13 protein-coding genes are annotated in these 12,687 nt (G+C 56.4%); 9 read left to right on the forward strand and 4 right to left on the reverse strand.

The window, feature by feature from the left end; all coding sequences use genetic code 11:
* Positions 1 to 1,191 precede the first annotated feature (1,191 nt).
* From ybjG to AC2CF9_RS00015, 3 genes are all read right to left on the reverse strand, one after another.
* Positions 1,192 to 1,797, reverse strand: coding sequence for an undecaprenyl-diphosphate phosphatase (ybjG, locus tag AC2CF9_RS00005; RefSeq protein WP_150017218.1), 606 nt, complete (start codon positions 1,795 to 1,797; stop codon positions 1,192 to 1,194).
* Entirely contained in the window at positions 1,784 to 2,539 is a 756-nt protein-coding gene (locus AC2CF9_RS00010) for a phosphatase PAP2 family protein (protein ID WP_484555977.1), read from the reverse strand. Before AC2CF9_RS00010 ends, ybjG begins: the two co-directional genes overlap by 14 nt.
* A 200-nt stretch (positions 2,540 to 2,739) precedes the next feature.
* Complete coding sequence (locus AC2CF9_RS00015; RefSeq protein WP_150017220.1) at positions 2,740 to 4,428, reverse strand: aspartate:alanine antiporter; 1,689 nt, start codon at positions 4,426 to 4,428, stop codon at positions 2,740 to 2,742.
* A 251-nt stretch (positions 4,429 to 4,679) separates the two neighbouring features.
* On the opposite strand from AC2CF9_RS00015, the gene ybjM reads away from it, so the two are divergent.
* A complete protein-coding gene (ybjM, locus tag AC2CF9_RS00020) occupies positions 4,680 to 5,048 on the forward strand; it encodes an inner membrane protein YbjM (protein WP_150017221.1) in 369 nt (122 codons plus the stop codon).
* A gap of 27 nt (positions 5,049 to 5,075) precedes the next feature.
* Here the strand turns inward: ybjM and AC2CF9_RS00025 are convergent, their stop codons facing one another.
* The gene (locus AC2CF9_RS00025; RefSeq protein WP_484555978.1) at positions 5,076 to 5,339 is read right to left on the reverse strand and encodes a GrxA family glutaredoxin; all 264 of its coding nucleotides are present in this window, start codon (positions 5,337 to 5,339) and stop codon (positions 5,076 to 5,078) included.
* A 196-nt stretch (positions 5,340 to 5,535) separates the two neighbouring features.
* Between AC2CF9_RS00025 and AC2CF9_RS00030 the strand changes: the two genes are divergently transcribed.
* The 8 genes from AC2CF9_RS00030 (at position 5,536) to potI (ending at position 12,640) form a co-directional block, all read left to right on the forward strand.
* On the forward strand, positions 5,536 to 5,787 hold the full coding sequence (locus tag AC2CF9_RS00030) for a DUF1418 family protein (protein ID WP_150017222.1): 252 nt from the start codon (positions 5,536 to 5,538) through the stop codon (positions 5,785 to 5,787).
* A 12-nt stretch (positions 5,788 to 5,799) separates the two neighbouring features.
* Positions 5,800 to 6,522 carry an oxygen-insensitive NADPH nitroreductase gene (gene nfsA / locus AC2CF9_RS00035; RefSeq protein ID WP_484555979.1) on the forward strand — a complete coding sequence of 241 codons (723 nt, stop codon included), beginning with the start codon at positions 5,800 to 5,802 and terminating at the stop codon, positions 6,520 to 6,522.
* A 17-nt stretch (positions 6,523 to 6,539) separates the two neighbouring features.
* Positions 6,540 to 7,442, forward strand: coding sequence for a 30S ribosomal protein S6--L-glutamate ligase (rimK, locus tag AC2CF9_RS00040; protein WP_484555980.1), 903 nt, complete (start codon positions 6,540 to 6,542; stop codon positions 7,440 to 7,442).
* Between the two features lie 87 nt (positions 7,443 to 7,529).
* The gene (locus AC2CF9_RS00045) at positions 7,530 to 8,009 is read left to right on the forward strand and encodes a type III secretion system chaperone family protein (protein WP_039383479.1); all 480 of its coding nucleotides are present in this window, start codon (positions 7,530 to 7,532) and stop codon (positions 8,007 to 8,009) included.
* A 460-nt stretch (positions 8,010 to 8,469) separates the two neighbouring features.
* Positions 8,470 to 9,579 (forward strand): spermidine/putrescine ABC transporter substrate-binding protein PotF, encoded by a 1,110-nt coding sequence (gene potF / locus AC2CF9_RS00050; protein WP_071668664.1) that lies wholly within the window; start codon positions 8,470 to 8,472, stop codon positions 9,577 to 9,579.
* Between the two features lie 119 nt (positions 9,580 to 9,698).
* Entirely contained in the window at positions 9,699 to 10,832 is a 1,134-nt protein-coding gene (potG, locus tag AC2CF9_RS00055) for a putrescine ABC transporter ATP-binding subunit PotG (protein ID WP_150017226.1), read from the forward strand.
* A gap of 9 nt (positions 10,833 to 10,841) precedes the next feature.
* Entirely contained in the window at positions 10,842 to 11,798 is a 957-nt protein-coding gene (gene potH, locus AC2CF9_RS00060; protein ID WP_071668665.1) for a putrescine ABC transporter permease PotH, read from the forward strand.
* Positions 11,795 to 12,640, forward strand: a complete 846-nt coding sequence (gene potI, locus AC2CF9_RS00065) for a putrescine ABC transporter permease PotI (protein WP_071668666.1) — start codon at positions 11,795 to 11,797, stop codon at positions 12,638 to 12,640. Before potH ends, potI begins: the two co-directional genes overlap by 4 nt.
* Positions 12,641 to 12,687 lie beyond the last annotated feature (47 nt).

Genomic DNA, 12,687 nt, shown 5'->3' on the forward strand with positions numbered 1-12,687 from the left:
TCGCCGACGTCCTGTCGGCTCATCCCGGAACCGTGCCCTCCCTCGGCGGACCCGGATGGCGCTTCCCCCGGCTGCTGCTTTTTCTCTCTCTCTTGGGTTTTTTATAGCTGTGAGCCTTGCAAGAGAACTTCACACCACATCACACAAAATTCAAAAAAGAAATAAAGGGTTTGCAGGCGATGGTAGAGGGCGCTATCCGCAGCGCCGGGCGCAGAGTGACGGCCAGGGCGAGCCGGCAGGACGCCGGCGAGAGCGCGGGTTGAGCAGGAGCGAATCCGCGCGGTCCGTTAAGGCCGGAGGGATAAGCCCGGGAATTCGCGAGGACGGCGCGGGGCGCGGATTGCTAAGGGGCGCGCCCACCCGCCCCTTAGCCCGTCCGCGTGCGGAGATGCCGCTGAAACTGCCGGAAGCCTGGCGGGCGGAACCCCTCCGGTGTCACGCGCTGCCGCAACCAGCTCCGCGCTGCCTGGCGCAGATTGAGCGCCGGTTCCGTTCGCCGTCAGCTGCGGCAGCAGCCTTTGCCCCGGCACGGCGACCGGGCAGAGGACGCCTGGCCGCGCCCTCTGCACTCCCCGGCCCTGCGCCAGCCCCGCCCGCCGCTGCGCGGTTCCCTCGCTCACGCCCGCTTCCCCGGGACCGGCCGCCATTCGCTCCTGCTCACCGCGCCCTTTCGCCGACGTCCTGTCGGCTCATCCCGGAACCGTGCCCTCCCTCGGCGGACCCGGATGGCGCTTCCCCCGGCTGTTGCTTTTTTTCTCTTCAACAAGTGTCTTATGGCTGAAGGTTCTGTAGAGAAGCTTCAGCGCACACCAGACCAAATTTAAAAAAAGAAACGAAGAATTTACAGGCGGGGAGAGGGGCGCTATCCGCAGCGCCGGGCGCAGAGTGACGGCCAGGGCGAGCCGGCAGGACGCCGGCGAGAGCGCGGGTTGAGCAGGAGCGAATCCGCGCGGTCCGTTAAGGCCGGAGGGATAAGTCCGGGAATTCGCGAGGACGGCGCGGGGCGCGGATTGCTAAGGGGCGCGCCCACCCGCCCCTTAGCCCGTCCGCGTGCGGAAATGCCGCTGAAACTGCCGGAAGCCTGGCGGGCGGAACCCCCTCAGTGCCGCGCGCTGCTCAGCACCCAGCCGCGCGCTGCTCAGCACCCAGCCCCGCGCTGCTCAGCGCCCAGCCCCGCGCTGCTCAGCGATCCTAATCCCTGATCCAGCCTTTACGAATCGGCATTGCAAACAGCACGCGATAAACCTGATGCGTCAGCGCCAGCAGGCGATCGCCATAGAGCTGCCATGCCATCTGCGAGGCCAGGCAGCCCAGCATACCGACCAGGAATCCGCCGATCATATCCAGCGGCCAGTGCACGCCCAGATAGACGCGCGACCAGGCGATAGCGCTGCCGATAGCCAGCAGCAGGATGCCGGACCAGAGCCGGTGCCAGAAAATAAAGGCGAGGGCAAAGGTAAAAATAGTTGTGCCGTGATCGCTCGGATAGGAGTCATCTGCGGCGTGCATCAGAAACTGGTGTCCCAGGCCAATAGCAAAGGGGCGCGGGTGGGGCAGCAGCTGGCCGGTACACCAGGAGATCAGCAGCGCATAGATCAGCGCCATTCCGGTCTTCAGTACCAGAGCGCGCTGAGACTGAACCTGCTCACGCGGTCCCCACAGCCAGAGAGCCACAATCAGCAGCGGTACAATCGCAATAAGATCTTTAGCGATAAAGGTTGCCAGATTTAGCAGCCAGGCCGGTGATGCCGGTGTGGCATTGATCCATAAAAAAAGGGTGTGGTTAATCGCTTCCATCCCGTTTAGCTATCCTCGTTTTGTTAACCCAAAAAGATATACCGGCCACTGTCAGCAGCTGTGCCAGCCAGACCCACCAGCCGGCCCATAAATTGTGCGAAAAAAAGTGCGCACCGCGCATTACCTGACCAAAACCCATCAGTAAACCCAGGGCGACACCGGCAAACAGCGCCAGCAGGGCGCGGCGTGGACGCTCCGGCCACCAGAGAAAAAACAGCGCCATCACCGCAAAGCCACTCGATGCATGTCCGCCCGGAAAGCAGCCGCCGGGTCCGCTGCCGGCGGGTACACTGCCCAGCAACGGGAAAGAGAGCGCCTTGCCGCCAAACATCGCCAGATCCCAGGGGCAGGAGTGCGCGCTGTGCGCTTTGACTATTCCCACCACCAGCGGGCCGAGACCAAAAAGCAGCGCAACCAGCATCTGCCGCGCATGGCGGGCGCGTATACCCTGAAACAGCAGCAGTACGGCTCCGGCAATGATCGCATCCTTGGCAAGACGATGATTAATAACATCCAGCCAGCGGCTATGCTGCCAGGGAAAGCGCTGCGTAAGCGGATCAAACCAGTACTGGCTGATAGCGATGTCAAGCTGCTCATTACGTGATAAGTAAATAAACAGGGCTGCCAGAATTGCCAGTAAAATGAAGTTGATAGCGTAGAAGCGGCGTGACAAAGAATAAATAGTCCCGCTCCGATTCCGGTAGCAGGTTGTGGAAGTGTTTAACTTTGATGACAGTTGCATGAAGAGTGATCGTTAAAAAAGTCAGGATCACAGCATGGCGCGATTCGCTTAGCGCAACCTTAAGGCACCCGCGTCAGATATAAAAAAACCCGTCAGTCAATAAGACTGGCGGGCTCCTCAATCCGGGGATTTCAAAGAAAAGCAGTGGCACTTATTCAGACGCTGGCGGCCGGTAAAGGTTCCCGGCAGACAAAAATAATTTACCCCGCCAGCACCGGCCAGATAATCACGATCAGCGTACCGGCCAGCGTCAGCAGCACATTGGCAATCGCATAAGTACCGGCATACCCCAGCGCCGGGATATTACTGCGTGCGGTGTCGCTGATAATCTCCATGGCTGGTGCACAGGTGCGTGCGCCCATGATGGCACCAAACAGCAGCGCGCGGTTCATGCGCAGCACGTAAGCGCCAAACAGATAGCAGATAACCACCGGCACCAGACTGACCAGCAGCCCGCTCAGCAGCATCAGGGCGCCGGCACTGCCGAGCCCGTGCTGCAGTCCACTGCCGGCGCTAAGCCCGACGCCAGCCATAAAGACCATCAGTCCGAACTCTTTCAGCATGGTCAGCGCACCCTGCGGAATATAGCCAAAAGTAGGGTGGTTGGCGCGCAGGAAGCCCAGCATGATCCCGGCAAACAGCAGGCCGGCAGCGTTGCCGATACCGAAGCTGAAATTACTGAACTGAAACGTGATCATTCCTATCATCAGGCCGATGATAAAAAAGGCGCAGAAAGCGAGCAGGTCAGTTATCTGACTGTGTATGGCGATAAAGCCGATGCGATCGGCCAGGCTTTTAACACGGCGCGCTTCACCGCTGACCTGCAGCACATCGCCTTTATTGAGCATGATGCTGTCATCAATCGGCATCTCAATCTGACTGCGGATCACCCGATTCAGAAAGCAGCCGTGATCGGTGAGTTTAAGATGGCTGAGCCGCTTATTTACCGCATTGTGATTCTTGACCACAATCTCCTCGGTGACGATGCGCATATCGAGCAGATCGCGATCGAACACCTCTTTACCATTGCGAAAGCTGGCATCGAGCCGGGCGTGGGCGTCAGGATAACCTACCAGTGAGATCTCATCGCCCAGCTGCAGCATGGCATCGCCGTCCGGGCTGGCGAGAATACCGTTACGCCGCAGACGTTCTATATAGCAGCCGGTCTGGCGATGGATACCCAGCTCGCGCAGATTTTTGCCGCCGCTCCAGGCGACCAGCTCCGGTCCGACGCGATAGGCGCGGATCACCGGTAAGAAAACCTTACGCTGGCTGTCAGCATCCAGACCGCGTTCGCGGGCGATTTGCTGGGCGCAGGTGGGCAGATCCTGATGCTGCAACCGGGGCAGATAGCGGGCGCCGAAAATCAGGCTGACCAGCCCCACCAGATAGGTCAGGGCGTAGCCGAGGCTCAGATTATCCTGCATCATACTTAACTGACGTGGATCGCTGATGCTCTGCCGCAGCGTATCACCGGCACCCACCAGCACCGGCGTTGAGGTCATTGACCCTGCCAGCATGCCCGCCGTGAGGCCGATATCCCAGCCAAACAGATTGCCAAGAATGAGTGCGACCAGCAGCGCGCTGACCACCATCACTATGGCTAAGAAAAAATAGTTTTTACCGTCGCGGAAAAAGATAGAAAAGAAGTTGGGTCCTGCCTCTACGCCGACACAAAAAATAAACAGCATAAAGCCCAGGCTCAGGGCGTCGGTATTAATCGCAAAATGCTGCTGGCCTAAAATCAGAGAAACAACCAGTACACCAATTGAATTTCCCAGCTGGACGGAACCAAGACGCAGTTTTCCCAGACAGAGGCCGAGCGCTAATACGACAAATAATAACAGAACGTCATTTTTGCTTAACAATTCTGCGACGTTAATGTTCACAGTTTTAACTTCTTATTCACGTGTAACAGGTTGATAGGAGGAGGATTTTTAGCTATCTTAATCAGAGCGGTAAACGTCGGGGCTGGCCTTCCTGTCTCACCCGATTCTGAAGCGACATTATTCTAAACATTATTATTTGCTTCAGCTATCCGCATTGCTCACTCTTTCTGTTTGTAGCTGTTTCTATTTATTTCCACGCATGTGCGCCAGGCATTAAAAGTTCTGTTTTAACGTTAACGTTGAGGATTGTTATGTTGCAGCGCAGCCATCGCTGGTCCGCATTCGCGTCAGGCGCGACGCTTTATACGCTGGTGTTTATTTTTGCCCACCACTTCTGGAGCGTGCCGCTCCATATGCGGCATGGTCAGCCAGAACTTCTGCTGTTTTTATTACCCGGCGTGGCGATTGCGCTGCTGCAGCCCGCCAGTCCGATGGTGTCAACGCTGTGGTCAGCGATAGCGGGAACGCTGCTGGGGATGAGCTGGGTGATGCTGACAGAGCAGATCAGTCATACGCCGCTGATGGGGCTGGCCTGGAGCCTGAGTGCATTGTTCTGGGCAGGATGTGGTGCGCTACTGGTTCGTCTGCTGCGCATTATGCTGGCTATGCGCATCGATTAAAAAAAACGGGCCGTATGGCCCGTTTTTTTATGCCTCTAAACCAAGATTCTCTTTGGTCCAGGCAGCAAATTCGGTGTAACCACCGATATGCCGATCGTCGATAAAAATCTGCGGCACCGTGGTCACCGGTTTACCGGCGCGCGCCTCCAGATTGGCTTTGGTGATGCCGGTTGCCTGAATATCAACATACTGGTAGTTGAAGCTATCCTGGTCGCTGGTCAGCTTAGCGGCTAACTCTTTAGCGCGTACGCAATAAGGGCATCCTGAACGGCCAAAAATTACTGCAATCATTGCTTCTCTCCTTCCGCTGCTGTTTTGTGAGCAAAGTCACAGCACAGCGTGAATAATGGTTCACATCATGCCCGCTCATGCTGCTTAAGAGAAGCAGAAAATACCTGTTACTCTGATGGATGTGCGCTATCCCTGACGGGCTATGCTGCCAGCAGCGATACGCCGGACCAGACCCGCAAACAGCAGAGGTATCACAATGCGTAACCTTGCAAAATTGCCAAAACCCGTGTTGCTGCTTGAGGCGCTGGGCGCCTGCGCGGTAACCGGCGCGCTTTTGCTGATGAATAACTGGCTGCCAGCGCCTGCCGCGATTGGGCAAAAGCCGCTGGCTACGCTACTTTTTTTGCTGGGCATTGCACTGATGCTGCCTGCGGCATGGCTGATTATGTGGCGTACCGCCAAAGTCATGGCACCGCACCTTTTTGATCATACTCACACCAGGAAATAACCGGAGAACATAATGACGCCGACAATCGATCTGCTATGCAGCCACCGTTCCATTCGTGCTTTTACTGAGCAGGGTATTGATGACGCTCAGCGCCGCGCGATTATTGCTGCAGCGCAGGCGGCTTCTACCTCCAGTTTTCTGCAGTGCTCATCCATCGTACGCATCACCGATCGTGAAAAGCGCAGCGCGCTGGCGGAGCTGGCGGGCGGCCAGTCATGGGTAACGGATGCGCCGGAGTTTTGGGTCTTCTGCGCCGATTTTAACCGCCATCTGCAAATCTGCCCGGATGCTCAGCTGGGACGGGCTGAACAGCTGCTGCTGGGCTGTGTGGATACTGCACTGATGGCGCAAAATGCGATGGTGGCCGCCGAGTCGCTTGGGCTGGGTGGCGTTTTTATCGGCGGGATCCGCAATAACATTGCGGACGTAACCGCGCTGCTGGAGCTGCCAAAATTTGTGCTGCCGCTGTTTGGCTTCTGTATCGGCTATCCGTCAGCCTCGCCGGATGTAAAACCCCGTATGCCGCAGGCGATGCTGGTTCATGAAAACAGCTATCATCAGGTAGATGAAAAGGTGCTGGCAGAGTATGACCAGCAAATCACGGAGTACTATCAGCAGCGCGACAGCAACCAGCGCTCCGAAACCTGGAGCGATCTCATCCAGCGCCTGATCGTTAAAGAGACGCGTCCGTTTATGCTCGACTATCTGCACAGTCAGGGCTGGGCCACGCGTTAAGTCAGGAGGACGGCCGCATGAAAATGGCGATTCTCACCCGCGACAGCACGCTTTACTCCAGTCAGCGGCTGCGCGCAGCCGCTGAGGCTCGCGGGCATCAGATTGCGATGATCGATCCGCTCTCCTGCTACATGAATATCAACGCAGCGCTGCCGGCCGTGCATTATCAGGGTGAGATACTCGGTCATTTTGATGCGGTGATCCCGCGTATCGGCACGGCCACAACTTTTTATGGCACCGCGGTGCTGCGCCAGTTTGAGCTGCTTGGCAGCTATCCGCTCAATGAATCGGTGGCGATCACCCGCGCCCGCGACAAGCTGCGCTCGCTGCAGCTGCTGGCGCGCGAGGGCATCGATATGCCGGTGACCGGTATCGCTTCCTCGCCGGATGATACCGGCGATCTGATCCGCATGGTGGGCGGGGCGCCGCTGGTGGTTAAGCTGGTGGAAGGCACCCAGGGGATTGGCGTCGTGCTGGCGGAGACGCGTCAGGCCGCCGAAAGCGTGATTGATGCGTTTCGCGGTCTTCATGCGCATATTCTGGTGCAGGAGTTTATTAAAGAAGCGCGGGGCCGTGATATTCGCTGTCTGGTTATTGGCGATCGCGTGGTGGCTGCCATCGAACGTGAGGCAAAAGAGGGGGAATTTCGCTCAAATCTGCATCGTGGCGGCACCGCGCATCCTGTTACTATCAGCGACCGGGAGCGCGACATCGCTATTAAAGCTGCGGCAACGCTGGGGCTGGCCGTGGCGGGCGTCGATATTCTGCGTGCCAGCCGCGGTCCGCTGGTTATGGAGGTCAACGCCTCACCCGGTCTGGAAGGTATTGAGGGCTGCACCGGCCTGGATATTGCCGCTATGATGATCGACTGGATTGAGCAGCACGCCTGCCCCGGCTATCGTCCTAAAACCGGTGGCTAGATAGCGTTTTCCGGTGGTTTTCGTGGCATCTGACCCCATTTTTCCGTAAGCTAAGGCGCTTATTTATTCACCCCACAGGAAATAGCGATGGATTCACTGGTCGTTCCTGACATCGACATGCTGCGTCGCTGGCTGGATCAACAAAATATCACCTGGTTCGAGTGTGATGCCTGCCAGGCATTACATCTGCCGCACATGCAGAATTTTGACGGGGTGTTTGACGCAAAAATTGACCTGGTGGATAACGTTATTCTGTTTTCTGCGCTGGCTGAAGTGAAACCCACAGCGCTTATTCCGCTGGTCGGCGATCTGTCGCAAATTAATGCCAGCTCGCTGACCATCAAAGCTTTTATCGATATTCAGGATGATAATCTGCCCAAGCTGATTGTCTGTCAGTCACTGAGTGTTACCGCCGGCATCACCTTCAGTCAGTTCACGCACTTTATGAAACAGAGTGAAGAGGGGGTTTCTATGGTGATTATGGAAGCCTTTGCAAATCACCTGCTGATGATGGGTGAGGAGGAGGAGCGTCCTTCCGGGGTCAGCAGTTCAGGTGTATTGCACTAATTCCGCTTTATATTCACTGCCGCAGACTGCGGCAGTTTTCTTTCTGCTTTTCTCCTGCCATTTTTTATTCTGTTATTTGCCCGCTCCCGCCAGATTTTAGTCATGCTTTATGCCGTAACTGCCAGACCACATAGCACAAAAGTGCATAAAATATCGTAAAAAGGCGTTTTTTACGCTGGGGTCTGGTGCGCAGAGATCAGGGGGGCTATTCTTGCGAAGCTGTGCCGGACAGGCTTCCGCTCAGCAGCGCTATACTGATTTCAGGGAAGGTCCGCCTCTACGCGTCTGCATAGCTACCCATTTGCAGGTTGCTGACTCACTCCCTCAGTACTGGCTATAGGTATTTACTATTTAACGTCCGCTGAAGAGTGATTCATTGTATGTCTGGCTATTTTCAGACAGGAAATCATCGGATCGGCTGTATGCAGCGTTTATTGACCCGTTCAGGAGAAAATAACAGATGAACAACCAGACAAAAAAATGGTTGCCAGCCGCAGTGGCTGGTGTGGTGATGGCATCGGCTGTTGCTGCTCAGGCAGAGGATAAAACGCTGCACGTCTATAACTGGTCCGATTATATTGCGGCCGATACGGTGCCCAACTTTGAAAAACAGACCGGCATCAAAGTTGTGTATGACGTCTTTGACTCCAATGAAGTGCTGGAAGGCAAACTGATGGCGGGCAGCACCGGCTATGATGTTGTGGTGCCTTCATCCAGTTTCCTGGCGCGCCAGCTGCAGTCAGGCGTGTTTCAGGAACTCGACAAAAGTAAACTGCCGAACTACAAAAACCTCGATCCGGACCTGATGGCCAAAGTGGCACAGCACGATCCTGGCAATAAATACGCGATTCCTTATCTGTGGGGCACCACCGGCATCGGTTATAACGTTGAGAAAGTCAAAGCCGCGCTTGGTGCGGACGCGCCGGTTAACAGCTGGGATCTGGTACTGAAACCGGAAAACCTCGAAAAACTGAAAAGCTGCGGTGTCTCTTTCCTGGACGCGCCGGAAGAGATCTTCGCTACGGTGCTGAACTATCTTGGCAAAGATCCCAACAGCGCTGACGCCAAAGATTACACCGGAGCGGCGACCGATCTGCTGATGAAGCTGCGGCCAAATATTCGCTATTTTCACTCGTCGCAATATATCAACGACCTGGCAAATGGTAACACCTGCGTGGCGATAGGCTGGTCTGGCGATATTTTGCAGGCGAAAGATCGGGCTGAAAAAGCGAACAATGGCGTTCACCTGGGCTATAGCGTGCCGAAAGAGGGCGCACTGGCGTTCTTTGACATGATGGCGATCCCGAAAGATGCGAAAAATATGGATGCTGCCTATCAGTGGCTGAACTACATCATGGAGCCGAAAGTGATCGCTGAGGTATCCAACAAAATCAATTATGCCAACGGCAATAAAGCGTCGCTGCCGCTGATTAACGCCGATGTCCGCAACAATCCGGGCATCTTCCCGACGCCGGACGCGATGGCGAAGCTGTTTGTGCTCAAGGTCCAGGATCCGAAACTGGATCGCGCACGCACCCGCGCATGGACTAAAGTAAAAAGTGGTAAGTGATTCGTTCTGAACGATATCCCTGACCGGTAACCACAGCAGAGGCGCAGTACGGGCCTCTGCTGTGCCATTCCAGCGGCTGGCTGTGCCGCGCTACCCCGCTTAGCGCCGGAGAAATGTTAGTGAACGACGCGATTTCCCGTCCCCAGAGTAAATCAGCAAAGGCATTAACGCCGCTGCTGGAGATCCGTAACCTGACCAAGTCGTTTGAGGGTCAGCACGCCGTAGATGATGTCAGCCTGACTATCTACAAAGGTGAAATCTTTGCCCTGCTGGGTGCATCTGGCTGCGGCAAATCGACGCTGCTGCGCATGCTGGCGGGATTTGAGATCCCCAGCAGCGGCCAGATTGTGCTGGATGGTCAGGATCTCTCTCACGTGCCGCCCTATCAGCGCCCTATCAATATGATGTTTCAGTCCTACGCGCTGTTTCCGCATATGACAGTGGAGCAAAACATCGCCTTTGGCCTGAAGCAGGATAAATTATCCAAAGCAGAAATCGCCAGCCGCGTAGCGGAGATGCTGGCACTGGTGCATATGCAGGAGTACGCCAGCCGCAAACCGCATCAGCTCTCAGGCGGGCAGCGTCAGCGCGTGGCGCTGGCCCGCAGCCTGGCAAAACGGCCTAAACTGCTGCTGCTGGATGAGCCGATGGGCGCACTGGATAAAAAACTGCGCGATCGCATGCAGCATGAGGTGGTGGATATTCTGGAGCGCGTGGGGGCTACCTGCGTCATGGTCACGCACGATCAGGAAGAGGCGATGACCATGGCCGGGCGTATTGCCATCATGAATCGCGGTAAGTTTGTGCAGATTGGCGAGCCGGAAGAGATTTATGAGCACCCTACCAGCCGCTATAGCGCAGAGTTTATCGGCTCGGTAAACGTATTTGAGGGGCTGCTGCGCGAGCGGCGTGACGATGGCGTGGTGATTGATAGCCCCGGCCTGATGCATCCGCTGAAGGTGCAGACGGATGTCTCCATTGTCGATAATGTCCCGGTCCACATTGCGCTGCGCCCGGAGAAGGTGATGCTGTGCGACACGGTACCGGCTGACGGCTGCAACTTTGCCGTGGGCGAGGTGGCGCATATCGCCTATCTGGGCGATCTGTCGATTTACCACGTGCGCCTGCACAGTGGCCAGATGATCAGCGCGCAGCTGCAGAACGCGCATCGTTTTCGCAAAGGTGCGCCGGTCTGGGGAGATGAAGTGCGTCTCTGCTGGGATGCGGACAGCTGTGTGGTTCTGACGGTCTAGGAGGCGGTTATGAGTCAGATTTCTCCACGACCTCAGCCGGTACTGGCGGGCACGCCACTGCAGCGCTGGGCAACCCGTATGAAGATGCAGCACGGACGCAAGCTGGTGATTGCGCTGCCTTACCTGTGGCTGATTTTGCTGTTTCTGCTGCCGTTTCTGATTGTGCTTAAAATAAGCTTTGCCGATATCGCCCGCGCCATCCCGCCTTACACCGACCTGGTGACCTGGGCAGATGACCAGCTGAATGTCGTGCTGAACCTCGGCAACTATTTCACGCTGACTGACGATCCGCTTTACGCTGAAGCCTACCTGACCTCGCTAAAAGTGGCGGCGATCTCCACGGTAATTTGCCTGCTTATCGCCTATCCGCTCGCCTGGGCCGTCGCGCACAGCAAGCCGTCGATGCGCACTATACTGCTGCTGCTGGTGATCCTGCCCTCCTGGACCTCATTCCTGGTGCGCGTCTATGCCTGGATGGGGTTACTGAATAATAACGGCATCCTGAATCGCTTTTTGCTGTGGCTCGGCGTTATCGATCATCCGCTGGTGATTCTCTATACCAATACGGCGGTCTATATCGGTATTGTTTACTGCTATCTGCCCTTTATGGTGCTGCCGATCTATACCGCGCTGACGCGTATAGACTATTCGCTGGTGGAAGCGTCGCTGGATTTAGGCGCGCGTCCGCTGAAGACCTTTTTCAGCGTGATTGTGCCGCTGACCAAAGGCGGCATTATCGCCGGATCGATGCTGGTGTTCATACCGGCGGTGGGGGAGTATGTGATCCCGGAACTGCTGGGCGGCCCGGACAGTATTATGATTGGCCGCATTCTCTGGCAGGAGTTTTTTAATAACCGCGACTGGCCGGTGGCCTCAGCGCTGGCGGTAACCATTCTGCTGATCCTGATCCTGCCGATTATCTGGTTCCACAAGCATCAAAATCGCGCTGCGGGAGAGAAAGCATGAATCAGCTGCCGGTTATTCGCTCGCCGTGGCGCACCGCTATTCTGGTGCTCTGCTTTCTGTTTCTCTATGCGCCCATGCTGCTGCTGGTGGTCTACTCCTTTAACAGCTCGCAGCTGGTCACGGTGTGGGAGAGTTTCTCTTTTCACTGGTATCGCGTGCTGTTTCAGGATGAGGCGATGCTCGATGCTGTCGGGCTGAGCCTGACTATTGCCGGGCTTTCAGCCACCATGGCCGTGATACTGGGTACCCTGGCGGCGGTGATTATTGTGCGCTTTGGCCGCTTTCGCGGTCACAGCGGTTTCGCCTTTATGCTGACCGCACCGCTGGTTATGCCTGACGTGATTACTGGTCTTTCACTGCTGCTGCTGTTTGTGGCGATGGCGAACACGCTGGGCTGGCCGGGCGACCGCGGCATGCTGACTATCTGGCTGGCGCACGTCACATTCTGTACCGCTTATGTTGCGGTAGTGATTAACGCCCGCCTGCGCGAACTGGATCGCTCTATCGAAGAGGCGGCCATGGATCTGGGCGCTACGCCGCTGAAGGTGTTCTTTGTGATCACCGTGCCGATGATTGCTCCCGCCATTGTAACCGGCTGGCTGCTGGCCTTTACGCTGTCGCTGGATGACCTCGTGATCGCCAGCTTTGTTACCGGTCCGGGGGCGACCACGCTGCCGATGGCGATCTTCGCCACGGTACGACGCGGGGTGAATCCGGAGATCAACGCGCTGGCGTCGATTATTCTGTTTGTGGTGGGGCTGGTCGGTTTCATCGCCTGGCGTTTTATGGCGCATGAAGAAAAACAGCGTTTGCGTGATATTCAGAAAGCAAAACGTGGCTGAAATCCCGTGAGTTTGCCACTATAAGCAAGGCTGGCGTTGCCAGCCTT

It is taken from the genome of Pantoea sp. SYBGC1 (assembly GCF_057197005.1).

Bases quoted from the DNA above. Each gene is read 5' to 3' on its own strand.
- ybjG (WP_150017218.1), bottom strand. From the start codon at position 1,797: ATGGAAGCGATTAACCACACCCTTTTTTTATGGATCAATGCCACACCG.
- AC2CF9_RS00010 (WP_484555977.1), bottom strand. From the start codon at position 2,539: ATGCAACTGTCATCAAAGTTAAACACTTCCACAACCTGCTACCGGAAT.
- ybjM (WP_150017221.1), top strand. From the start codon at position 4,680: ATGTTGCAGCGCAGCCATCGCTGGTCCGCATTCGCGTCAGGCGCGACG.
- AC2CF9_RS00025 (WP_484555978.1), bottom strand. From the start codon at position 5,339: ATGATTGCAGTAATTTTTGGCCGTTCAGGATGCCCTTATTGCGTACGC.
- AC2CF9_RS00030 (WP_150017222.1), top strand. From the start codon at position 5,536: ATGCGTAACCTTGCAAAATTGCCAAAACCCGTGTTGCTGCTTGAGGCG.
- nfsA (WP_484555979.1), top strand. From the start codon at position 5,800: ATGACGCCGACAATCGATCTGCTATGCAGCCACCGTTCCATTCGTGCT.
- rimK (WP_484555980.1), top strand. From the start codon at position 6,540: ATGAAAATGGCGATTCTCACCCGCGACAGCACGCTTTACTCCAGTCAG.
- AC2CF9_RS00045 (WP_039383479.1), top strand. From the start codon at position 7,530: ATGGATTCACTGGTCGTTCCTGACATCGACATGCTGCGTCGCTGGCTG.
- potF (WP_071668664.1), top strand. From the start codon at position 8,470: ATGAACAACCAGACAAAAAAATGGTTGCCAGCCGCAGTGGCTGGTGTG.
- potH (WP_071668665.1), top strand. From the start codon at position 10,842: ATGAGTCAGATTTCTCCACGACCTCAGCCGGTACTGGCGGGCACGCCA.
- potI (WP_071668666.1), top strand. From the start codon at position 11,795: ATGAATCAGCTGCCGGTTATTCGCTCGCCGTGGCGCACCGCTATTCTG.